Origin of the sequence: Streptomyces sp. NBC_01571 (genome assembly GCF_026339875.1) — a bacterium.
Lineage (GTDB): Bacteria > Actinomycetota > Actinomycetes > Streptomycetales > Streptomycetaceae > Streptomyces.
The window spans coordinates 7,999,784-8,021,052 of sequence record NZ_JAPEPZ010000001.1; the positions used below are offsets into that span (position 1 = coordinate 7,999,784).

Genomic DNA, 21,269 nt, shown 5'->3' on the forward strand with positions numbered 1-21,269 from the left:
CTTGCCGCCCTCTCGCAACGGGCGCTCACCGGCGCACGAGAAGTGGGGCCCCCGGAGAAGCTCCGGGGGCCCCACTTCTGGGATGGCGCCGAGGTCACACGCCTCGGTGGTTCTGGTAGTAGCCGCCGACCTGCTCGTGGTAGCCCGCGTCGCCGACGTGCTTGTCCTTGTCGAACTCGGGGGAGTCCTTGATCTGGTCCTTGGTGAGATCGACGTAGATCTTCCGTTCGGCCTGGTCGACCGTCCGAACGGTGCCGGCCGGCAGCAGCACGTGCTTACCGAAGATCCACACGCCGGTGTCGACGACGAGGTACGAGGAGTTGACGTCGTCCGAGTGCTTGTCGACCTTGCCGATGCTGCCGTCGGTGGCCTCGACCTTGTAGCCGATCAGGTCGGTGCCCGCGGTGTGGCCGGTGGTCGGCTGGTAGCCCCAGATATTGTCACTCATAAAGAACGGCTCCCTCATCGAGATTCAGTGCTGCCCACGGTCGAACCGTGGGGAATTTTGCGGGATCGGCGAATTCGGCGAATTCGGTGACGTTCCCTCAGAAAACCGAGTGCCCCGGTTCCTGGAGCCCACACATTCGTACGGCGAAAATGTCCGGGTGGTCGGAGGAGGGGTGCCGGACGCCCTGCCTCCTGGTGTCACGGTCACCCCGGCCATGACCTCCGAGTTCCCCGAGTCGACAGAATCACCACTTTCGTCACCGCGGTGATTCCGAGGCGCGACACGGGTGGGCCCCGACGCCTCGGCGTCGGGGCCCACCCGTGCGAATGCCCTGCTCGGGATCGTTTACCAGCGGTACCAGCGGTACCAGCGGCCACGCTTACTGCCGCTCGCCGTAGGACGGATCACAAATCCGAGGACCCACGCGAACTTGATGCTGTCGTAGCCCCGGTCGAGGTTGACGTTCACGGTGTCCGGCAGCATGCCGACCTGCTCCTGCGCGGCGTCCAGGGTCAGTCCGAGCAGTGGCGAGTCATGCCTATTGGCCCCCTCGGAGACGATCCCCAGCGGGACGCCGCGGGCGTCGCAGGCGGCGGAGCGCTTCAGCCCCTGCTTGCCCCGGTCGACCGGCGAGCGGCCGGCCTTCTCCCCGCCGGACGGGGCCTTGGTGATGCGGCCGTCCACCGAGATCTCGCCAAGGTCGAGGCCGATCATCCGGTCGTAGGCGTTCGGGGCGAGCGTGCAGCGCTTTTGAAATCCCCTGCTGGGACCACTCTTTGAGTCGTCGGCGGATGGTGCGGTCCGAGCATCCGGGCGTGGAGATCCGCTCGTGTGACGATGACGGGGTTCGGCGACTTGCGCAGCAGCGGGAGGAAGGCGTGCGTGACGCGTACGATCCCGACGACGTTCACGTCGAGCACGGCGCTCACGTCGGCTCCCGGACGGGGCGCAGCGCGGCGAACTGGTCCCACAAGCGTTCGAGCAGGCAAGCTGGCAGCGCGGGCACGGCCGTCCTTCGTGATCACTCTGCGCAGAGATTAGGAGCGTGAGGTATGCGCAGGGCGGCGGGTCGACCGACCCTGAGCTCAGGGCAGGTTCACCACGGGAGGTTCCCGGATCGGTCGATGAACTGTCCCGTCGGCCCGTCCGGGCCGATCGTCGCGAGGGCCACGATGGACTCTGCGCCGTCGGCGACGCTGTCTCCGAGGCCGCCGGTGAAGTCGGTCGCGGTCTGCCCGGGGTCTGCGGCGTTGACCTTCACGTCCTTCAGTTCCTTGGCGTACTGCGTCGTGAGCATCGTGACCGCGGCCTTCGAGGCGCTGTAGAGGGGCAGGGCATACCGCGACTCGATCCGCGCCGGGTCCTGGGTCATGCCGAAGGAGCCCATCCCGCTGGACACGTTGACGATGACGGGGTTCGGCGACTTGCGCAGCAGCGGGAGGAAGGCGTGCGTGACGCGCACGATCCCGACGACGTTCACGTCGAGCACGGCGCTCACGTCGGCCGCGGTGTACTCCTCGACGGGGCCGACCTTGCCGAGGACGCCGGCGTTGTTGACCAGGACGTCGATCGTTCCCTCATGCGCGGCGACATCCGCGGCCGCGGCCTGGACCGAGGCGTCGTCGGTCACGTCGATCTGAACGAACCGGGCGCCGAGCGACTCGGCCGCGGCCCGACCGCGCTCGCGGTGGCGGGCACCGAGGAGGACGGTGTGCCCCGCCTCGACGAGGCGACGAGCGGTTTCAAAACCGAGGGACTTGTTGGCCCCGGTGATGAATGTGGTGGTCATGCTGGCTCCTCCTGGTCCGAACGGCACGGTCGTGCGCTGTTCACGCACTCCATGCTGGGTTCCCGGGAGGGTTGGCGGGAGCTACGGAACTTCCTGGTACCGCGCGTACCACCCAGCAGCCTGGTCCACCGGACGAGGCGGAACGAGGGCCTTCATTTCTGAGGAGACATCCTCTGGACCCCAATGGCCGCAAGGAATTCGAGTTTGCTGCGGGCGTCGGTACCTGGCTGCGGCGTGTACACCACGAGTCGGAGGTTCGTGTCCTGGGTGTTGAGGATGTCGGAGTTCATGGCGATGTCTCCGACATCCGGGTGCTGGACGAGTTTGTGCGCACTCTGGTGACCGCCCACCGCTCGGCGGCTCCACAACTCGCAGAACCGTGGGCTGAGGTTCAGCCTCGATACCAACGCCGCGAGGTCGGGATCGTCGGGGTACCGGCTCGTCGTCGCGCGCAGGTCGGCGACGAGGGACTCCTCGAACGCCGCCCGCTCGGCCGCTGCCTGCCGGACCCGGGGCAGCTCACCCAGGAACTGCCAGACCAGGACGTTGCGATCTCCCACACCGCGGACCGTGGGATCGCCGAACGTGGCCGCGAACAGCGGATTCCAGTGCAGCAACTGCCAGGTGGCGTCGTAGATCGCCAGCGGGTTGCCGGCGAGCTGGTCCACGATCCGGTACAGGCTCCCCGGGATCATTCGCGGAACCCGGGTCGGATCCGCTGCATGACCGGCCATGCGCAAAAGGTGAGCATGCTCGTCGTCGGACAGGTGCAGGGCGCGGGCCAGGGCCGAGCAGACCTGCGCCGAGGGCGTCGCCACCCGTCCCTGCTCCAGCCGGACCACGTACTCGACCGAGATGCCGGCCAGCGTTGCCAGCTCCGTGCGTCGCAGACCGGGGACCCGACGGGGTGAGCGGTGTGCGAAGCCCACCGTCACGGGGTCCAGCCGGTCCCGCCACGCACGCAGCGCGGCGCCGAGTTGATCCATGCACACCATCCTCCCGCACACCCTGCCCCGCTGGGTGGTGCGCGCTGTACCACGAAGCCCCGTAGCTCCCGCCGACGCTCCCCGGGGCTCAGTGTCGAGTCGTGAACGGCGCACAACGATGCTGTTCGGAGTCAGGAGGAGCAAGCATGACCACCACGTCGAACCACTACGTCACCGTTGCCTGCTCTGCATCCTCCCCCACACCCGATGCCTATTGCCGGTCGTTCTTAGCCTGGGGTTTTCGCGAGGTGGGCTGTCCCGTAATCCCCGGCGGGCGCACGACGACAGTTACGGCACCTCGCCGCGTTGCCGGATCGCCCGGATACGCCCAGTACGAGGACGACCCTCCGCCTTGCGGTGCACCGCATCCGACGCCGCGCGCTGATCCACCGGGGATTACGGACAGCCCTCAGCGGTCGCGCTGGGCGGGGACTGCCTGCCTGATGTCGGGATGCTGCGGGCCGAGCCCGGCGTGTTCGGCCCGGTGGCCTCCGACCCGACCGTCTCCCGCCTCATCGACACCCTGGCCGCGGCCGGCCCGAAGGCCCTGACCACGATCCGATCAGCACGAGCCGAAGGGCGCAAACGCGTCTGGAAGTTGGCCGGGGGATCGTCGCCGGACACCAGCGGACAGGTGACCGTGGACCTGGACGGGGTGCTGGTGTTGGCCCACTACGAGTCCAGGTTCGATAGGAAGCCGTCTGCGAATGTCAGGGACTGACGGCAGCCTTGAGAAGCAACTCGCAGAGCTCGCCGGGCATGGTGACCATACAGTCGTGGCCGGTCGGCAGTTCCCACACCCGCGCCGGAGAACCGTTGGGCTGGACCGCGGGGACGGGCGGCAGAGTGAAGCCTTCCGCGTTCCCGCCGTCACAGCGGATGTGGGTGTGCGGGATCGCGTTCGCAGCCGGGTTGTCCAGCCGGACCGGTTGCTGGACGCAGCGCACCGGGTGATCCGAGACCACCGTGCGCAGCCACGCGACATCGGCCGGGTCCGTCACTCCGAACAGGCCGAGCGGGGGCGGCTGTTCCGGGGGCGGCGGAATGAGCCGCGGGCTATCGGATTCCGCGGCCAGGTCGATCAGGCCCTGCAGTTCGGGCAGGGTGTCGACCGGGGTCTCGCCGTCCTGCGGAACCATCGAGTCGACCTACACCAGGTGCGCGATCCGGTCCGGCACCTGGTTGGCCGCGGACGTGATGACCGCCCCCGCGTAGCTGTGCCCCACGAGCACGCTTTCTCAGGGCGTCGAGGCATCGAGATATACGGAGTAAAACAGCGGTTACCATTCGCATCCCGGTTCCCTTTGGGAACCGCAATCATCATGGTGTGCCCGAAACGGGCCGGGCAATAGGGCACTTTTCGGTGCCATGGTTCCCTGGAGGTAACGATGACCGTGACGGACAGTGAGTCAATTCCGGAGCAGCAGGACGCGAGTCGGCTCCGCGTCGTCCTCGCCATGGTCGGGGACAAGTGGTCGCTTCTGGTCGTGTGCAACCTGAAAGAAGGGCCGCGGCGCTTCTCCGAACTCAAGCGCACCATCGACGGGATCAGTCAGCGCATGCTCACCGTCACCGTGCGCAATCTGGAACGGGACGGCATCCTGACCCGCACCGTCCACAACGTCATGCCGCCCCATGTCAGCTACGCGCTCACCCCGATGGGCAGCACGCTTTGCGAAGCCGCCTTGCCCCTCCTGGAGTGGACTGCCGAGCACCTGGCGCTCATCGACGACGCCCGCGCGGAATACGACACTCGCGCCGACACCCCGCCCGCCGGGTCTGTCGGGAATCACACCTGATTCCACGACGAGCGGGCGCTGCGCCCTCCGCTGCTGCTGCAGGGCGACGGCCGGAGGCATCCCGGTGATCGAGTCGGCATCGGGGGCGCCGGCCTGGTCGATCAGACGCCTGGCATACGGAGCCACCGAGTCCAAGGAGCGCCGCTGCGAATCCGCGTAGAGGGTGGTGCCGAAGGCGAGGGAAGACTTGCCCGACCCCGAGACGCCGGTGAAGACAGCGTTGCGTCGCGCGGGACCGTCAGGTCCACGTCCTTGAGATTGTGCTCGTGAGCGCACATCACCCGGACGTCGGCCTGGACGGGCGAGGGCTTCTGGGGAGCGGGCGCTGCTGCGTCGGTCATCCCTCAAAGCCAACAACGCGCGGACCTGCCCAGATGGAGATAACGTGCTTGGCCGGGGGCGTGGCGCGCAGCGTTAGTGCGATGGCACGCGGGCATAGAGGGTCCGAATTCCGGCATGCATACGTTGGGCGGCAGCCCTACGTTGGGAAAGCCGAGATCGCAAAGCCACCGAAATGACCGCCGGCATTTGCACGGCCGAGTCGCCCTGGATCAGCAGAGGAGATTGTCATGGCAAGCAGCAACCGCGCCGTCGTCTTCCAGAACCCGAGAGACATGCGCGTCGAGTCCCTCGACTTCCCGAAGCTTCAGATGCCGAACGGGAAAAAGGCCCCGCATGGCGCCATTCTCAGAATGGTCGCCACCAACATCTGCGGTAGCGACCTGCACATCTACCGCGGGTCCTTCCCGGTGCCCCAGGGCATGGTGATGGGGCACGAGATGACCGGGGAGGTCATCGAGGTCGGCCCCGACGTCGAGTTCCTCAGTGAGGGCGACCTCGTCTCCGTCCCGTTCAACGTCGCCTGCGGCCGATGTCGCAACTGCAGGGCGCGCCGGACCGACGTCTGCGAGACCACGAACCCTAAGGTGGCCTGCGGAGCGTACGGCTTCAACCTGGGCGACTGGGCCGGCGGCCAGGCCGAGTACCTGTTCGTCCCGTACGCCGACTTCCAGCTCCTGCGCTTCCCTGACAGGGACCAGGCCATGGCGAAGATCCGTGACCTGGCGGTGCTCTCGGACATCCTGCCCACCGCGTTCCACGGTCTCATGGAGGCCGGTGCCAAGCCGGGCTCGACCGTGTACATCGCCGGCGCCGGCCCGGTCGGCCGCTGCGCCGCGGCAGCGGCGCGCCTCCTCGGGGCGTCCTGCATCATCGTCGGCGACTACAACAAGGACCGCCTGGAGCTGGTGAAGAAGAACGGCTGCGAGACGATCGACCTGAGCCAGGACGCAGCGCTCACCGACCAGATCGAGGCCATCCTGGGCGAACCCATGGTCGACTGCGCAGTCGACTACGTCGGCACCGAGGCACACGGCATCGGCCGCGAGGCCGAGGACATGGACCCGGCCTACGCCATCAACCAGGTGATCGACGCCACCCGCGCGGGCGGAGCCACCGGAGTCATCGGCGTCTACGGCCCCGACCCGCTCGCGAAGTCGAAGGCCGAGCAAGAGGGAACGTACCCGATCGACTTCGGCAAGGCCTGGATCAAGTCGCCGCGGATCGCCGCCGGGCAGGCACCGATCATGCACTACAACCGCGAGCTGATGATGGCGATCCTGTGGGACCGCATGCCCTACTTGAGCGCCATGCTCAACACGAAGGTGATCAGCCTCGACGACGCCCCCGACGCCTACGCGACCTTCGACACGGGCGTGCCCCTCAAGTTCATCATCGACCCCCACGGCCTCATTCCCGCCTGAGGCCCGCCCTCCCCGGCCCGCAGTCCCCGTTCGGGGAGGCTGCGGGCCGGACCCCTGCCTTGCCGACGCATCGGTCGGCGAAAGGCCCGGGAAGATCCCTGCGGCGTACGCCGGGACAGGACGCCGTGAGCCTCGGGCAGATTCGTGAACCTCGCGCAGCGCGAGGACGGGGACCGCCTCGGCGCGCACCGCCTCGAGTCCAGGCATCCGCGCTGGGAGCATCGCTCATCGGCCTCCTCGCCCGGTCAGTGTGGGATGTCCGAGTCGCTGCGTCGCGGCGAGGCGCCGGCCTGCATGCGCGCGCATCTGGCGGACCCCGACCTGGACCCCGAGGGCATCGCCGCGGGCCTGCACGTCTCCCGCCGCACCCTGTTCCGCCTCTTCGAGCGCACGAGCGAGTCCGCCATGGCGCGCCTGCGCTCCCTGCGGCTCGAGCGCGCCCGGCTGATGCTGCGGACGCATCCGGGCAAGCAGATCTCCACGATCGCGCTGGAGACGGGTTTCTCCAGCGCGATGCAGCTCTACCGCGCCTTCCGCGCTGTGACTGGCATGACCCCCAGCGAGTACCGGGAGGCTGGCGTCGCGGCGGTTCCTCAAACTGACCATGTAGACACGGTCTTAGACGGGTGAGGGCCACGTAAGTCCCGTGAGTCCGTGGGGCAGCCCGCCGGTTTGAGGGTGGAATCCGGGGTGACACGGAGGAGCGAACCTATTTCGAGTGAGACAGGGTGTGAGTGGTTGTGGCTGCGGACGAGAAGGCTCAGGCCAAGGGCGAGCAGGCCGAGGGCAAGGTCAAGAAGGTCGTCGGTGGTGCGGTCGGCAACGAGTCCCTGAAGGCTGAGGGGCACACCGAGGAGTCCAAGGGTGACCTGCGCGCGGCCAAGGAAAAGGCCAAGGACGCCATCAAGCCCAAGTAGGCGCACGACTCCTGATCCCGGCAGCCGTCACGGCTGCCGGGATTCGTGCTGCTCCGCACGCGACGCGGCGTTGGGCACAAGGTCTCGCGCTCGGCTCTCTCGGGCCGCCCAGGGAAATGGCCGGCTGGGGCGGGGCCCGGTGGCATAGGCCTGTCGACTGGGGGCACATGAAGTCCTGCCTGACGCCGGCTCGGTGCTGAGTGCGGTGCCAGATGGCATACATGCGACCTGTTTCTCGCGGTGTCGGTCAGCTGTCACGCGAGCTGTGTTCTGGGGAGAGGAACCATCATGATCCTTCCGGCGGAGAGGGAACTGCGCGCGGTACTGGCCCGGTTCGCGCAGACGCGCATCGATCACGATGTCCGCCCCACCGGCCGTACCAGCCGGGCACTGGACGACGTGACGTACACGCTGTGCGTGATGACCGGGGCCCGGACGGCGGAGCAGGCTCTGCTGGCAGCGGACGCCCTGCTGGAGCGGTACGGCACCGACCGTGAGGGCGGCACGCAGGCGGACGAGACGCTGGCCGCGTAGCAGCGGTAGCTGTTGGCAGGGCAAGCGGTTGGGCGCGCTCCTGCGAAGCCATCACCAACTCCGCCGCCCCGGAACCGAACCGGGCGCCGGAACCGTGAAGGCCTCCGCCGCCATGGGGGAGCCCGCAGGCCGTGAGAACCAGCGCCATCGCCGTCATCGCAGCGGGTGCTCAATTCTGAACAGGCGGTCGGACAGGCTCTTTTGACCACCGTGTGGGTCTTCGGCGCGGTCGCGGCGGCCGCGATGTCGGCCGTCGCGTCGGGCCGCAGCTGACGGCTCCGCGTGATGGCGTACTTCGCTCCAAGTCGGTGCGCGGGACGAATCGCGCGGCGAGATCGTCCGGGCCGGGGGAGCCTGGGGCGGGGGAGCCTGGGGCGCGGCTCTGCCGGAACGCGGCATCCTGCCCCTTCTCCGTGAGGCACACGCCCATCCTGGCGCGGCCTCGTACGACCACCCCGTCAGCCGTATTCCGCTGCCCGGCCAAAGCCGTCCGGGCTTCAGCGGTCCGGACGGTGGCCCGGCCGCAGGACCCGGGTTCACGGGACCGGATTTCACCAGCCCCGACTTCGGGAGACGGACGTGCCCACCGCGCTCTCCCGGGTGCAGGAGGCACCACCCCGCAGCCGGACCGACCACCCTTTCGACGCGAGGGGGAGCCCGTGCGGAGAAGGAGACCAGGGCCACCCCCACACCCACGTGAACACCAGCGGTGATCACGATCAGTGATCTCCCGGGATGCGCGGACCTGAAGTGGCTGCTTCGCTGATGAGGCCCGCTCTCCCGTTCACAAAGGAGTGACCATGAGCGCAACAGACCCGTCCCGCGACTCTGCCCAGCAGATGCGTCAGAAGGCCCAGAAGATGGAAGAGGCCGCCCAGAGCGCCTCCGACCCCCAGGAGCGCGAGAAGCTGCAGGCCAAGGCCCGCAAGCTGCGCGAGCAGAGCCAGCAGCAGGGCGGTGCGTCCGAGGGTCTTGACCCCATGATCTGACACCACCCCCGCACGAAACCGGCCGGCAGGACGTCGCGTATCCCCCGCGACGGACTGCCGGCCGGCCCGCGTAACGGCCGTGCGCCGTGTCCGTCTCCGCCGACTCCGTCCCCACGACGCTCGTTCGTCATGCCACAGGTACCTGGCCGACAGCCGCGTGCCGGGTCACGTCCTCGCCCGGTGGGCAGGACACACGAATGTGAAGACCACCGGGGAGTGGTGCGTGAAGGCGGTGGTGAACGTGAAGGCGGGCGTGGAGGATCGTCACTGAGCCGCCCCACGGAATGGCCCGCACGGCGTTGCGACGGGGGGCAGGCGTGAGCCACGCGGTCCGGCTACGGCCGAGTCTTCTACCGGGGGAGGACGGATCTTTCACCGTGTGGTGTTCAAGCCGCTGGTGGGGGAGATTCCGGAAGGTTTCCAGGTGGGTCGTGTCGAGCCGCGTCGGTGCCCTCACAATCGATGCTGGAACCCGAACCATCCGGAACCCGAACCATCCGGAAGCCGTGACCGAGGAGGAATCCCTTGCCCGTAGGAACTGGGAAAAGACCCGGCAGGTTCGCCCCGGCGACGTGAGACTTCGTGAACATGAGAGGGTCTGACGGGTGAGCGAGACACCACCGAACACCCTGCAATACCGCTTTGACGGGCCGGAAGACGCCCCGGTCCTGATCCTGGGCCCCTCACTGGGTACCACCTGGCACATGTGGGACCGGCAGATCCCCGAGCTGGCGAAGAACTGGCGGATCTTCCGCTTCGACCTGCCGGGCCACGGCGGGGCCCCCGCCTATCCCGCGGGTTCGTTCGCCGAACTCGCGGGGCGGCTGCTCGCCACACTCGACGGGCTCGGGGTGCAGCGCTTCGGCTACGCGGGCTGCGCGTTCGGCGGGGCCCTCGGGATCCAACTGGCCCTGCGCCACCCGGAGCGGATCGCCTCCCTCGCGGTGATCGCCGCCTCGCCCCGCTTCGGATCGGCCGACGAGTTCCGCCAGCGCGGCGTGATCGTGCGGACCAACGGACTCGACCCCATCGCCCGCACCTCGCCCGAGCGCTGGTTCACGGGCGGGTTCGCCGCGGCCCAGCCGGCCATCACCGAGTGGGCCGTGCAGATGGTGCGCACCACCGACCCCGGGTGCTACATCGCCGCCTGCGAGGCGCTCGCCGCGTTCGACATACGGGCCGAACTGGGCCGGATCGGTGTCCCCACCCTCGTGCTCGTGGGCTCCGACGACCAGGTCACCGGGCCCGCCGAGGCCCGCACACTGGTCGCCGGGATCCCGGACGCCCGGCTCGCGGTCGTGCCCGGTGCCTCGCACCTGGTCCCGGTGGAGCAGCCCGCCGCGGTCACCGACCTGCTGGTACGGCACTTCTCCACCGCCTGGCAACCCGCCTACGACTCGTCGACCGGCCAGGTGGCGATCCCGGCGGCCCCGGTGAAGCCGGCGCTCACCACGCCCCCGCCCCTCGCGCCCGTCGCCGAGATCGCCCCGCCCGTCCTCGCCCAGCCCGGGATCCTGGGCAGGCCCGACCCGTACGACGCGGGGATCAAGGTCCGCCGCGAGGTGCTCGGCGACGCGCACGTCGACCGGGCGCTGGCCTCGGCGGACGCCTTCTCCACGGACTTCCAGGAGTTCGTCACCCGATACGCCTGGGGCGAGATCTGGGACCGGCCGGGCCTCGACCGGCGCTCGCGCAGCTGTGTCACGCTCACCGCGCTGGTCGCGGGCGGCCACCTCGACGAACTCGCCTTTCACACCCGTGCCGCCCTCCGCAACGGCCTCACCCCGGTCGAGATCAAGGAAGTGCTCCTCCAGGCGGCGGTGTACTGCGGTGTCCCGGCCGCGAACAGCGCTTTCAGGGTGGCGCAGGCGGTGATCCGGGAGGAGACCACGCCCCAGGAGTGATCATCCTGGCAGTGGAAGCACCAGGCTGAGCAGGCCACGGGCCGCCCGGCGGGGGCAGGATGGGTCCATGAAGCTCACGAAGAAGTCGCATGCCTGCATCCGTCTGGAGAAGGACGGGCGCGCGCTCGTCATCGACCCGGGCGTCTTCAGCGAGGAGGACGCGGCCGTCGGCGCGGACGCGATCCTGATCACGCACGAGCACCCCGACCACTTCGACGAGGAGCGGCTGCGGGCCGGCCTGGAGGCGGCCCCCGCGGCCGAGGTCTGGACCCTGAAGTCGGTCGCGGACCGGCTCTCCGCCGCCTTCCCGGGCCGGGTGCACACCGTCGGCCACGGCGACACGTTCACCGCCGCGGGCTTCGATGTCCAGGTGCACGGCGAACTGCACGCCGTGATCCACCCGGACATCCCGCGCATCACGAACGTCGGCTATCTCGTCGACGGCGGCCGCGTCTTCCACCCGGGCGACGCCCTCACCGTCCCCGACCTGCCGGTCGAGACGCTGATGCTCCCGGTGATGGCCCCGTGGAACAAGATCGCCGAGGTCATCGAGTACGTCCGCGAGGTCAAGCCCCAGCGCGCGTACGACATCCACGACGCCCTGCTCACGGATCTCGCCCGCCCGATCTACGACCACCAGATCGGCGCCCTGGGCGGCGCCGAGCACCTGCGGCTCGCGCCGGGGACGTCGGCGGAGGTCTGAGCGCGGGGCGGGTCCGGCCGGAGCGGGCCGCGGGGACCCGTTGTCGTACCCGCCCGGTAGGTTGTCGGGTATGCGCATCGCGACCTGGAACGTGAACTCGATCACCGCCCGCCTCCCCAGGCTGCTGGCCTGGCTGGAGAGCAGCGGCACGGACGTGCTGTGCCTCCAGGAGGCCAAGGTCGCCGCCGAGCAGTTCCCCGTCGACGAGCTGCGCGAGCTGGGCTACGAGGCGGCCGTGCACGCGACCGGCCGGTGGAACGGCGTGGCGGTGCTCTCGCGCGTAGGCCTGGAGGACGTCGTCAGGGGACTGCCGGGCGGCCCCGGCTATGAGGGCGTCGAAGAACCCCGGGCCGTCTCCGCGACCTGCGGCCCGGTCCGCGTCTGGTCGGTGTACGTGCCGAACGGCCGCGAGGTGGGCCACCCCCACTACGCGTACAAACTCCAGTGGTTCGAGGCCCTCAAGGCGGCGGTCGCGGGCGACGCGGCGGGCAGCAGGCCGTTCGCCGTCCTCGGGGACTACAACGTGGCGCCGACGGACGACGACGTCTGGGACATCTCCCTGTTCGACGGTGCCACGCACGTCACCCCGGCCGAGCGCGCCGCCCTGACCTCGCTGCGCGAGACGGGCCTGTCGGACGTGGTCCCTCGCCCCCTCAAGTACGACCACCCGTTCACCTACTGGGACTACCGCCAGCTCGGCTTCCCCAAGAACCGGGGCATGCGCATCGACCTGGTGTACGGCAACGAGGCGTTCTCCAAAGCCGTCGGCGACGCGTACGTCGACCGTGAGGAGCGCAAGGGCAAGGGGGCCTCGGACCACGCGCCCGTCGTGGTGGACCTCGACGTGTGACCCGCGCGGACGGGCGGGTGCGTTCCGGGGCGCGCCTGTGGTGTGTCGGACGGAGGGAATGACACGCTGGGCGTATGAACATCCCTTTTTTGGGCACCTGGCGCAAGAAGCACGGTCTCGCCTTCGGGGTGGCCGTGTTCACCGAAGGCGACCACGATCCGGCGGGTATCGCCGAACTCCTCGCCGAGTGCGAGCTGCTGCGCTCGCAGGCGCATCAGGCGGGTGTCGAACTCGACGACTCCGCCACCTCCTTGGAGGCGCTGGACCAGCTGCTGCCGCGCTGGCGCGACGACGAGGAGAGCCTGCCCTGGCTCGGCAACGACGCGGGCCTCTACCTCGGTTCGGTCATCGTGCGCACGGTCTCCGGCGCTGCCTGGGAGATCTGGCCCAACGGCCAGCCGGTCGTACGACTGACCTCCGGCCGCGAGATCGACGTCGTCGCCTCCGGTCACACCTGGGCCTCCAGCGGTGCTCCCGAGCTGTCCCAGCTGTACGCGGAGGTGTCGGAGGGGTGACCCGGCGGCTGCCGTTCCCCTCCCGAACCGGCGCGCTGTAAACCTGAAACTTGATAAATACGGCTAATGCCCGAAAAGTGCGTGTCGCGCATTGAGCGTCATCTTGCCCGGATAGTTTGCGGCAACTGCGACACAGCTGAGAGTGGGTAGGGCCGGGCATGGCTGTCGATCCTCTGATCGAACTGCAGGGCGTGAACAAGTACTTCGGCGAGCTGCATGTCCTGCAGGACATCGACCTCACCGTCGCCAAGGGGGAGGTGGTCGTCGTCATCGGCCCGTCGGGGTCGGGCAAGTCGACGCTGTGCCGAACGATCAACCGGCTGGAGACCGTCCAGTCGGGGGTCATCAGGCTGGACGGCCGGCCGCTGCCGGACGAGGGCAGGGCGCTCGCCGGGCTCCGTGCCGAGGTCGGGATGGTCTTCCAGTCCTTCAACCTCTTCGCGCACAAGACGGTCCTGCAGAACGTCTCGCTCGCCCAGATCAAGGTCCGCGGCCGCAAGAAGGAGGAGGCGGACCGGCGCTCCCGTGAACTCCTGGACCGCGTGGGCCTCGCCGCGCAGGCCCCCAAGTATCCGGCACAGCTCTCCGGCGGCCAGCAACAGCGCGTCGCCATCGCCCGCGCCCTCGCCATGGACCCCAAGGCACTGCTGTTCGACGAACCGACGTCGGCCCTCGACCCGGAGATGATCAACGAGGTGCTGGAGGTCATGCAGCAGCTCGCGCGCGACGGCATGACCATGGTCGTCGTCACCCACGAGATGGGCTTCGCGCGCTCCGCCGCCAACCGTGTCGTCTTCATGTCCGACGGCCGCATCGTCGAGGACCGCGCCCCCGAGGAGTTCTTCACCAACCCGCGCAGCGACCGCGCCAAGGACTTCCTCTCCAAGATCCTCAAGCACTGAGCGGGGAGTGCACCGCATGTTCCGTACCACACGTGTGCGCCTCGCCCTGGTGGCGATCACCGCGCTGCTCGCCACCGTCTCCGGCTGCGGCAAGGAGGGCAGCCCGCCCACCAAGGGACCGGCCGCCGAGAAGCTGCCCACCTACGAGGTCGCGAAGGGCTTCGAGCTCCCCGACTCGCCCACCTGGGAACGGGCGCGGAAGCGCGGCTACTTGAACGTCGGCGTCAAGGAGGACCAGCCGTACCTGGGCGAGAGGGACCCGGCGACCGGCACGTACGCCGGCTTCGACATCGAGATCGCCAGGATGATGGCGGCCTCACTCGGCTTCGACCCGAAGACCGTCAACTTCAGGACGGTCGCCTCGGCCAACCGCGAAACCGCCCTGCAGAACGGCCAGATCGACTACTACGTCGGCACCTACACCATCAACGACCTGCGCAAGAGGCTCGTCGGCTTCGCGGGCCCGTACTACATGGCCGGCCAGTCCCTGCTGGTCCGCAGGGACGAGAACGACATCCACGGACCCCAGGACCTGGCCGGCAAACGCGTCTGCTCGGCGGCCGGTTCGACGCCGTACCAGCGCATCAGAACGGACTACCCGAGGGCCACACTCGTCGCCTACGACACCTACTCGGTCTGCGTCGACAACCTGCTCACCTACCAGGTCGACGCCGTCACCACCGACGACGCGATCCTGATCGGCTACGCGGCGAAGGTCCCCGACGAACTCAAGGTCGTCGGCAAGCCGTTCTCCAAGGAGCCCTACGGCATCGGTGTCCCGCGCGGGGACAACGCGTTGCGCTACGCACTCGACGACGCGCTGGAGGCCCGGGAGAAGAACGGCGACTGGAAGAGGGCGTACGAGGCGACGCTCGGGCTCTCCGGAGTACCCGCGCCCGCCCCGCCCGCCATCGACCGCTACCCGGCGAGCTGAACGAGGCCGACGTGAACGTACTGACAGACAACTTCTCCACCTTCGCCGAGGGCTTCCTCGGCACGGTCGAACTCACCGTCTACGCATCGGTGCTGGCGCTTCTGCTGGGCTTCCTGATGGCCTCGTTCAGGGTCGCGCCGGTCGCCTCCCTGCGGGTCCTCGGCACGGCCTGGGTGGCCGTGCTGCGCAACACCCCGCTCACTCTGCTGTTCTTCGCGGTCCTGCTCGGCCTGCCGCGCTTCGGACTCGTGCTGCCCTTCCAGGTGTTCGCGGTCCTGGCACTCGGCTGCTACACCTCGGCGTTCATCTGCGAGGCGCTGCGGGCCGGCATCAACACCGTGCCCAGGGAACAGGGCGAGGCGGCCCGCAGCCTCGGCATGACGTTCCGGCAGACGCTCTCGCTCGTGGTCCTGCCGCAGGCCTTCCGCTCCGTGATCCCGCCGATCGGCTCCACCCTCATCGCGCTCGCCAAGAACTCCGCCATCGCCGGGGCGTTCAGCGTCACCGAACTGCTCGGCACCTACAAGACCCTCAGCGAGCTCGGCTACAACATCGTCTGGACCTTCGTCTGGATCGCCGTCGGGTACCTGATCATCACCCTCGCCATCAGCGCGATCTTCAATGTCCTCGAAAAGCGCTGGGGAGTCGCCCGATGACCGCCACCGCCCCTCGGTCACCCGCCCACCGGCCCAGGGCCCGCCGGTCCACCGGTCAGCGGTCCACCGCCCTCTACGACGTCCCCGGGCCGAGGACCCGGCAACGGCACCGCATGTACGGGGTCGTGTCCACCGTCCTGATCCTCGCCCTGATCGGCTGGGTCCTCTATCTCCTGTTCGACACCGGCCAGTTCACGCACACCAAGTGGATGCCCTTCGAGTACAAGGGCATCCAGGAACTTCTGCTGCGGGGACTGGGCAACACGCTCAAGGCCTTCGCGCTGGCCGCCGTGTTCTCGCTGGCGCTGGGCGCGGTGCTCGCCACGGGACGCCTCTCCGACCATGGCCCGGTGCGCTGGATCTCGACACTGGTCGTCGAGTTCTTCCGCGCCATGCCCGTGCTGGTGATGATCTTCTTCATCTTCGTGGCGCTGAAGGTGCAGCCGCTGCCCGCGCTGGTGGCGGGACTGACGCTCTACAACGGCTCGGTGCTCGCCGAGGTCTTCCGCTCCGGCGTCAACTCCGTCGACCGCGGGCAGCGGGAGGCCGCGTTCGCGCTCGGCATGCGCAAGACCCAGGTCATGTCCCATGTCCTCGTACCGCAGGCCGTACGGGCCATGCTGCCCGCCATCATCAGCCAGCTGGTGGTGGCGTTGAAGGACACCTCGCTCGGTTTTCTCATCACCTATGAGGAGTTCCTCCACGCCGGGAAACTGATCGCGTCCAACCTCGACTACGATTTGCCGTTCATCCCCGTGGTGATGGTGATCTCGCCGATCTACATCGGGATGTGCATGCTGCTCTCCTGGTTCGCCCAGCGGGTGTCCCGGTGGGAGCGGCGCAGTCCCAAGACCGAGGCCGTGAAGGTGGCACCGGCCGAACCAGGGACGCTGCTGCCGGGTGGGGGGCTTCCCCCCACCGCCCCGAGACCGTAGGGGGAGCAGCAGCTCACAGGGCCAGACCCGGCCGGCGGCAGCCGGAGATCACTGCTCGCGCAGGGGAATCGACACGTAGGACGGGTCGTTCGCCGGTGAGGAGAAGGTCAGCTGCGCGCCGGACGGGTTGTGCTCGATGTAGAGCGGGTCGACCGTGTCGACGACCAGGGCGAGCCGGTGCCCTGCCGGGACGTCGTAGGCCGTGGAGTACAGGTCCAGGTCGACGCCGAACGGCTTGCCGGGCGTCTGCCCGTGGAAGGTGTACGGCGCGTTGCTGACCAGCTTGCCGAGGCCGAGCGGCCCCACGTCGTAGAGATAGGCGACGAGGGTGCCGCTCTCCTTGGTCGGGGTGAGGGTGGTGTGCAGCCGGGCGGTGCCGCGCACCTGCTGGGCGCTCGCGTACCGCTCCGACTGCCAGACGGCCGCCCAGCGGCGCGGCAGCAGCGGGATGGCGGCCGTCGGGGGGACCCGCGCCAGCTGGTCCAGGACGCTGGAGAGGAAGATGATCCCGCCGTCCGCGCCCGAGTCGACGTTCGTGTGGATCGTGGTGGTGCCCGCCAGCGCGATCTTCCTCGTGGTGGCGCCGACCGACTTCCAGTCCGGGTAGCCCTCGTAGCCGCCGGTGGAGCGGGACTTGAGCTGGACCGGCTGCTCGCGGTCGATTCCGTTGTCCTCGCCCCTGAGGTAGTGGTCGAACCAGCGGCCGGTGTCCGTCCACACGTCGTTGGGGACACCGAACAGACCGGGCAGCTCGGCGGTGGCGTGGTCGCCGGGGCGGAACTCCAGACGCTTGGGTCCGGTCAGCTCCTCGTAGAAGCGGGCGTACTGGTTGGGCGGGAAGATCGTGTCGCCCCAGGCGTTGGCCATGAAGACGGCCGGCCTGTTCTTGTCGAGCTGGTCGACGTAGGTCTCGGGGGAACGTTTCCTCCCCCAGGCGATCATCTCCTGTTCCTTCGAGAGGTCCGAGGAGAAGAAGCCCTCCAGGGTCTGACGGAGTTCGGCGCTGGGGCGGCCGGTGAGGGCGCCGACGCCGCCGAGCAGCGCGGTGGCCTGGCTGTGCTGGGTGCGGCCCGAGTAGATCGAGTCGATGAGATCGGCCCAGCCGCTGAGCGCGGCGACCGCCTTGATCCGCTTGTCGTGCTCGGCGGCCAGCAGGCTGATCCCGGCGCCGTACGAGACACCGGCCACACCGATCCGCCGCGCGTCGGCGGGGGTGTTGGCGAGCGCCCAGTCGATCACTTTGGAGGTGTCGGCCACGTCGGGCGGCCCCGCCACTTCTATCTCGCCGCCGGACTGCCAGAAGCCGCGGACGTTGTAACCGACCACCACGTAGCCGGAGTCGGCGAGTCTCCGGGCCTGCGCGAGGTACTCGACCTGGGGCAGACCCCAGCTCGTGGGCAGCACGATGAGCGGGTAGGTGCGGGTGCCGTCGGCGTCCGAGGGGGTGACGACGTTGCCCTTGAGAACCGTGCCACCGTCCCCGGTGATGTCGACGAAGCGGACGCCGCCCGTGGCCGCCCGGGCGGTGGGGGCGAGCCCGAGGGTGCCGCCGGTGATCAGGGCCGCCGAGACGGCACCCACGGCGGTCGTGCGCAGGGCATGGCGATGGAGTCCCACGGGCCACTCCTCACTCGTGTCGGTGGAAAGTGACCCGACGGTAACCTCGCGCGCTTACCGGAAGTAACCCGTCGGTAAGTTACGCGCGGGTAAAGGTTCCGGGAAGGTGCCGGAACCTACGAGGCGCGGTGCGAGCTGCGTGCCGGTGCCGGTGCCGGTGCCGGCGTGGGCGCGGGCGGCGGGGTCCTGGCGGCGCGGGTCACGTCCGCGACGACTTCGACCACATCGGGGCCGTAGGCCTGCGAGTTCACCACCTTCAGGAGCAGGACGAAGGAGTTCCCACCGTGTTTGCGCGCCAGGCGCTCGTGGTTGCGGGCGAGGTAGCGGGTCGCCGCCTGGTTGGTGATCGCGCGCTGGCCGCAGAAGAGGAACACCGGACGCGTCCCGCGCTCCTGGCCCGCGACCAGCCGGGCGAGGATCACGTACTCGCCCTTGCCCGACTCCAGGAGGTAGCGCTCGCTGCCGATCTGGAACGCGCCGCGGTTCGGGCCCGGTTCCGAGTCGACGTTCACGTCGACGCCCGGCAGCAGCGAGTGCAGATGCGCCGCCATCCGCCGGTTGGACGAGGGGCCTCCCACGCAGAACTCCGTTCGCTCCCCGAAACCCTGCTGCGTCGCGTCGTGCGCGATAACCTGGGCATGCGCGCCGCAGTCCTTGATCAGGGCGGACAGTTCGAGCAACGCGAACACGTCGTGCCGCATCACGGTGAGCTCCGGGCCGCCCGCCTCCCGGTTGACCACCAGCAGCGACTCGGAGTTGTCGGGCAGTCCGAAGAACGCCTGCTTGCGCCGGAGTCTGCGCTTCCACAGGTACGTACGGGCGAGCCAGCCGAGGGTGGCACTGACGCCTGCCGCCAGCACGCCGAGGACGATGTTGCGCACGTCGTCATTCATGGGCGCGCATGCTAGCCGGAATGCGCAACGGTGTTCGAGGGGGTCCTGACGGAAGGGTGGAGGTGCGGTTACGCTGCGCGGACGGCTGTTGACTGGAGGTACGGATGCGTCGCCCTGTTGCGCGGAATCTGGCGGTCTTGGCGGTTTCGGCCGCGGTGGTCTCGGTCGGTGCGGCCGCGCCTCCCGGCGCCGGGAAGGCGACCGTGTCCGCCGTCGGCGGCGCGTCGCCGAAGGTGCCGGTCGCCGTCGGGTACGGCGGCGCCGTGGCGAGCGTCGACGCCGACGCCTCCGCCGCGGGTATAGAGGTCCTCAGGAAGGGCGGCAACGCGGTGGACGCGGCGGTCGCCACGGCCGCGGCCCTCGGTGTCACCGAGCCCTACTCCTCCGGCGTGGGCGGAGGCGGCTACTTCGTCTACTACGACGCCAAGTCCCGTACGGTGCACACGATCGACGGCCGTGAGACGGCGCCGCTGAGCGCCGACTCGGGGCTGTTCCTGGAGAACGGCAAGCCGCTCGCCTTCGCGGACGCCGTCACCAGCGGACTGAGCGTCGGTACGCCGGGCACGCCCGCGACCTGGCAGACGGCGCTGGACAGCTGGGGCAGCAGGCGGCTGAGCAGCGTCCTCAAGCCCGCGGAACGGATCGCGCGCGACGGCTTCACGGTCGACGCGACCTTCCGCTCCCAGACGGAGTCCAACGAGGCCCGCTTCAGGAACTTCCCGGACACCGCCAAGCTGTTCCTGCCCGGCGGCTCGCTCCCGGCGGTCGGCTCGACCTTCACCAACCCCGACCTCGCCCGCACCTACGAGGAGTTGGGTCGCAAGGGCGTCGGCGCGATCTACCACGGCGACCTCGGCGAGGACATCGTCGCCACCGTGAACAAGCCGCCGGTGGAGACCGGTTCCGGCTACAACGCCCGGCCCGGAAAGCTGTCGCTCAGGGACCTGGCCGCCTACCGGGCGAAGAAGCAGGCGCCGACGGAGACGGCGTACCGCGGCCGGAAGGTCTACACGATCGCGCCCTCCTCGTCCGGTGGCACGACGGTCGGCGAGGCCCTCAACATCCTGGAGCGGACCGACCTCTCCAAGGCGAGCGACGTGCAGTACCTGCACCACTACATCGAGGCCAGCCGGATCGCATTCGCCGACCGGGGGCGCTGGGTCGGCGACCCGGCCTTCGAGCACGTACCCACGAAGGAACTGCTGTCGCAGAAGTACGCCGACTCCCGCGCGTGCCTCGTCAAGGACGACGCGGTGCTGACCAGTCCGCTCGCGCCGGGCGACCCGCGCCACCCGGCGGCCTGCTCCACCGCGGGGACCGCCGCCCCGACGACGTACGAGGGTGAGAACACCACGCACCTCACGGTCGCCGACAAGTGGGGTGACGTCGTCTCGTACACGCTGACCATCGAGCAGACCGGCGGCAGCGGCATCACCGTCCCGGGCCGCGGCTTCCTCCTCAACAACGAGTTGACGGACTTCTCCTTCACCCCGGCCAGTCCGGCCGTGCACGACCCGAACCTGCCCGGCCCCGGCAAGCGGCCGCGCTCGTCGATCTCGCCGACGATCGTGCTGGACCGGCACGACCAGCCGGTGGTGGCGCTCGGTTCGCCGGGCGGCGCCACCATCATCACCACCGTGCTGCAGACGCTCACCGGATTCCTGGACCGCGGGCTGCCGCTCGTCGACGCGATCGCCGCGCCGCGGGCCAGCCAGCGCAACGCGGCACAGACGGAACTCGAACCGGGCCTGTACGACAGCGCGCTCAGGACCCGGCTGGAGGCGCTCGGACACTCCTTCAAGCCCAACCCCGAGATCGGCGCGGCGACGGGCGTCCAGCGCCTTCCGAACGGCAAGTGGCTGGCCGCGGCGGAGACGGTACGGCGCGGGGGCGGATCGGCGATGGTGGTGCGTCCCGCGTCCTAAGGGCTGTCCCGTGATCCCCGGCGGGCGCACGACGACAGCCACGGCACCTCGCCGCGTTGTCGGATCGCCCGAATACGCCCAGCATGAGGACGACCCTCCGCCTTGCGATGCACCGCATCCGACGCCGCGCGCTGATCCACCGGGGATTACGGGACAGCCCTTAAGCGCCGCGGCAGGCCGACGGACGGATCGCGCGGCCCGGCCGGGCGT

20 protein-coding genes and 4 pseudogenes are annotated in these 21,269 nt (G+C 69.3%); 16 read left to right on the top strand and 8 right to left on the bottom strand.

Annotated elements, in window-relative coordinates; genetic code table 11:
* Positions 1–94 precede the first annotated feature (94 nt).
* The 4 genes and pseudogenes from OHB41_RS36025 to OHB41_RS36045 form a co-directional block, all read right to left on the bottom strand.
* Complete coding sequence (locus OHB41_RS36025; protein WP_266703080.1) at positions 95–448, bottom strand: PRC-barrel domain-containing protein; 354 nt, start codon at positions 446–448, stop codon at positions 95–97.
* Between the two features lie 411 nt (positions 449–859).
* A pseudogene (locus OHB41_RS52685) lies at positions 860–1,454 on the bottom strand (transposase); the annotation flags it as partial.
* Positions 1,455–1,544: 90 nt separating this feature from the next.
* Positions 1,545–2,237, bottom strand: coding sequence for an SDR family NAD(P)-dependent oxidoreductase (locus OHB41_RS36040; protein WP_266703082.1), 693 nt, complete (start codon positions 2,235–2,237; stop codon positions 1,545–1,547).
* A 152-nt stretch (positions 2,238–2,389) separates the two neighbouring features.
* A complete protein-coding gene (locus OHB41_RS36045; protein ID WP_266703084.1) occupies positions 2,390–3,223 on the bottom strand; it encodes a helix-turn-helix domain-containing protein in 834 nt (277 codons plus the stop codon).
* A gap of 412 nt (positions 3,224–3,635) precedes the next feature.
* Here OHB41_RS36045 and OHB41_RS36050 point away from each other — a divergent pair.
* Positions 3,636–3,896 (top strand): annotated as a pseudogene (locus OHB41_RS36050) (IS1380 family transposase); the annotation flags it as partial.
* Positions 3,897–3,933: 37 nt separating this feature from the next.
* Here the strand turns inward: OHB41_RS36050 and OHB41_RS36055 are convergent.
* Positions 3,934–4,455 (bottom strand): annotated as a pseudogene (locus OHB41_RS36055) (alpha/beta fold hydrolase); the annotation flags it as partial.
* Between the two features lie 156 nt (positions 4,456–4,611).
* Between OHB41_RS36055 and OHB41_RS36060 the strand changes: the two are divergent.
* Complete coding sequence (locus OHB41_RS36060) at positions 4,612–5,022, top strand: winged helix-turn-helix transcriptional regulator (RefSeq protein ID WP_266703086.1); 411 nt, start codon at positions 4,612–4,614, stop codon at positions 5,020–5,022.
* 21 nt (positions 5,023–5,043) lie between these two features.
* On the opposite strand, the pseudogene OHB41_RS36065 reads toward OHB41_RS36060, so the two are convergent.
* A pseudogene (locus OHB41_RS36065) lies at positions 5,044–5,363 on the bottom strand (P-loop NTPase family protein); the annotation flags it as partial.
* Between the two features lie 228 nt (positions 5,364–5,591).
* On the opposite strand from OHB41_RS36065, the gene OHB41_RS36070 reads away from it, so the two are divergent.
* From OHB41_RS36070 to OHB41_RS36130, 13 genes are all read left to right on the top strand, one after another.
* Positions 5,592–6,785: an alcohol dehydrogenase catalytic domain-containing protein gene (locus OHB41_RS36070; RefSeq protein WP_266703088.1), complete on the top strand. Its 1,194-nt coding sequence runs from the start codon at positions 5,592–5,594 to the stop codon at positions 6,783–6,785.
* 294 nt (positions 6,786–7,079) lie between these two features.
* Positions 7,080–7,415, top strand: a complete 336-nt coding sequence (locus tag OHB41_RS36075; protein WP_266703090.1) for a helix-turn-helix transcriptional regulator — start codon at positions 7,080–7,082, stop codon at positions 7,413–7,415.
* 110 nt (positions 7,416–7,525) lie between these two features.
* A complete protein-coding gene (locus OHB41_RS36080) occupies positions 7,526–7,702 on the top strand; it encodes a CsbD family protein (RefSeq protein ID WP_266703092.1) in 177 nt (58 codons plus the stop codon).
* A 288-nt stretch (positions 7,703–7,990) separates the two neighbouring features.
* Positions 7,991–8,236: a DUF5133 domain-containing protein gene (locus OHB41_RS36085; protein ID WP_266703094.1), complete on the top strand. Its 246-nt coding sequence runs from the start codon at positions 7,991–7,993 to the stop codon at positions 8,234–8,236.
* Positions 8,237–9,036: 800 nt separating this feature from the next.
* Positions 9,037–9,225, top strand: a complete 189-nt coding sequence (locus tag OHB41_RS36090) for a DUF6381 family protein (protein ID WP_266703096.1) — start codon at positions 9,037–9,039, stop codon at positions 9,223–9,225.
* Positions 9,226–9,830: 605 nt separating this feature from the next.
* Entirely contained in the window at positions 9,831–11,129 is a 1,299-nt protein-coding gene (pcaDC, locus tag OHB41_RS36095; protein ID WP_266703098.1) for a bifunctional 3-oxoadipate enol-lactonase/4-carboxymuconolactone decarboxylase PcaDC, read from the top strand.
* Positions 11,130–11,196: 67 nt separating this feature from the next.
* The gene (locus OHB41_RS36100; RefSeq protein WP_266703100.1) at positions 11,197–11,832 is read left to right on the top strand and encodes an MBL fold metallo-hydrolase; all 636 of its coding nucleotides are present in this window, start codon (positions 11,197–11,199) and stop codon (positions 11,830–11,832) included.
* Positions 11,833–11,902: 70 nt separating this feature from the next.
* Complete coding sequence (locus tag OHB41_RS36105; RefSeq protein ID WP_266703102.1) at positions 11,903–12,682, top strand: exodeoxyribonuclease III; 780 nt, start codon at positions 11,903–11,905, stop codon at positions 12,680–12,682.
* Between the two features lie 74 nt (positions 12,683–12,756).
* Entirely contained in the window at positions 12,757–13,197 is a 441-nt protein-coding gene (locus OHB41_RS36110; RefSeq protein WP_266703104.1) for a DUF6278 family protein, read from the top strand.
* A 158-nt stretch (positions 13,198–13,355) separates the two neighbouring features.
* Positions 13,356–14,099, top strand: coding sequence for an amino acid ABC transporter ATP-binding protein (locus OHB41_RS36115; RefSeq protein ID WP_266703106.1), 744 nt, complete (start codon positions 13,356–13,358; stop codon positions 14,097–14,099).
* A 16-nt stretch (positions 14,100–14,115) separates the two neighbouring features.
* Positions 14,116–15,033 carry a glutamate ABC transporter substrate-binding protein gene (locus OHB41_RS36120; protein ID WP_266703108.1) on the top strand — a complete coding sequence of 306 codons (918 nt, stop codon included), beginning with the start codon at positions 14,116–14,118 and terminating at the stop codon, positions 15,031–15,033.
* An 11-nt stretch (positions 15,034–15,044) separates the two neighbouring features.
* Positions 15,045–15,689, top strand: a complete 645-nt coding sequence (locus OHB41_RS36125; RefSeq protein WP_266703110.1) for an amino acid ABC transporter permease — start codon at positions 15,045–15,047, stop codon at positions 15,687–15,689.
* Between the two features lie 113 nt (positions 15,690–15,802).
* Positions 15,803–16,624, top strand: a complete 822-nt coding sequence (locus OHB41_RS36130) for an amino acid ABC transporter permease (RefSeq protein ID WP_266706396.1) — start codon at positions 15,803–15,805, stop codon at positions 16,622–16,624.
* Between the two features lie 48 nt (positions 16,625–16,672).
* Here OHB41_RS36130 and OHB41_RS36135 read toward each other — a convergent pair whose 3' ends face one another.
* Together OHB41_RS36135 and OHB41_RS36140 are read right to left on the bottom strand one after the other, a co-directional pair.
* Positions 16,673–18,241, bottom strand: coding sequence for a CocE/NonD family hydrolase (locus OHB41_RS36135; protein ID WP_266703112.1), 1,569 nt, complete (start codon positions 18,239–18,241; stop codon positions 16,673–16,675).
* 116 nt (positions 18,242–18,357) lie between these two features.
* Positions 18,358–19,134, bottom strand: coding sequence for a hypothetical protein (locus OHB41_RS36140; RefSeq protein WP_266703115.1), 777 nt, complete (start codon positions 19,132–19,134; stop codon positions 18,358–18,360).
* A 104-nt stretch (positions 19,135–19,238) separates the two neighbouring features.
* Between OHB41_RS36140 and ggt the strand changes: the two genes are divergently transcribed.
* A complete protein-coding gene (gene ggt / locus OHB41_RS36145) occupies positions 19,239–21,059 on the top strand; it encodes a gamma-glutamyltransferase (RefSeq protein ID WP_266703117.1) in 1,821 nt (606 codons plus the stop codon).
* Positions 21,060–21,269 lie beyond the last annotated feature (210 nt).

Bases quoted from the DNA above. Each gene is read 5' to 3' on its own strand.
- OHB41_RS36025 (WP_266703080.1), bottom strand. From the start codon at position 448: ATGAGTGACAATATCTGGGGCTACCAGCCGACCACCGGCCACACCGCG.
- OHB41_RS36140 (WP_266703115.1), bottom strand. From the start codon at position 19,134: ATGAATGACGACGTGCGCAACATCGTCCTCGGCGTGCTGGCGGCAGGC.
- OHB41_RS36045 (WP_266703084.1), bottom strand. From the start codon at position 3,223: ATGGATCAACTCGGCGCCGCGCTGCGTGCGTGGCGGGACCGGCTGGAC.
- OHB41_RS36085 (WP_266703094.1), top strand. From the start codon at position 7,991: ATGATCCTTCCGGCGGAGAGGGAACTGCGCGCGGTACTGGCCCGGTTC.
- OHB41_RS36120 (WP_266703108.1), top strand. From the start codon at position 14,116: ATGTTCCGTACCACACGTGTGCGCCTCGCCCTGGTGGCGATCACCGCG.
- OHB41_RS36040 (WP_266703082.1), bottom strand. From the start codon at position 2,237: ATGACCACCACATTCATCACCGGGGCCAACAAGTCCCTCGGTTTTGAA.
- OHB41_RS36105 (WP_266703102.1), top strand. From the start codon at position 11,903: ATGCGCATCGCGACCTGGAACGTGAACTCGATCACCGCCCGCCTCCCC.
- OHB41_RS36070 (WP_266703088.1), top strand. From the start codon at position 5,592: ATGGCAAGCAGCAACCGCGCCGTCGTCTTCCAGAACCCGAGAGACATG.
- OHB41_RS36075 (WP_266703090.1), top strand. From the start codon at position 7,080: ATGCGCGCGCATCTGGCGGACCCCGACCTGGACCCCGAGGGCATCGCC.
- ggt (WP_266703117.1), top strand. From the start codon at position 19,239: ATGCGTCGCCCTGTTGCGCGGAATCTGGCGGTCTTGGCGGTTTCGGCC.
- OHB41_RS36100 (WP_266703100.1), top strand. From the start codon at position 11,197: ATGAAGCTCACGAAGAAGTCGCATGCCTGCATCCGTCTGGAGAAGGAC.
- OHB41_RS36115 (WP_266703106.1), top strand. From the start codon at position 13,356: ATGGCTGTCGATCCTCTGATCGAACTGCAGGGCGTGAACAAGTACTTC.
- OHB41_RS36110 (WP_266703104.1), top strand. From the start codon at position 12,757: ATGAACATCCCTTTTTTGGGCACCTGGCGCAAGAAGCACGGTCTCGCC.
- OHB41_RS36090 (WP_266703096.1), top strand. From the start codon at position 9,037: ATGAGCGCAACAGACCCGTCCCGCGACTCTGCCCAGCAGATGCGTCAG.
- OHB41_RS36130 (WP_266706396.1), top strand. From the start codon at position 15,803: ATGTACGGGGTCGTGTCCACCGTCCTGATCCTCGCCCTGATCGGCTGG.
- OHB41_RS36060 (WP_266703086.1), top strand. From the start codon at position 4,612: ATGACCGTGACGGACAGTGAGTCAATTCCGGAGCAGCAGGACGCGAGT.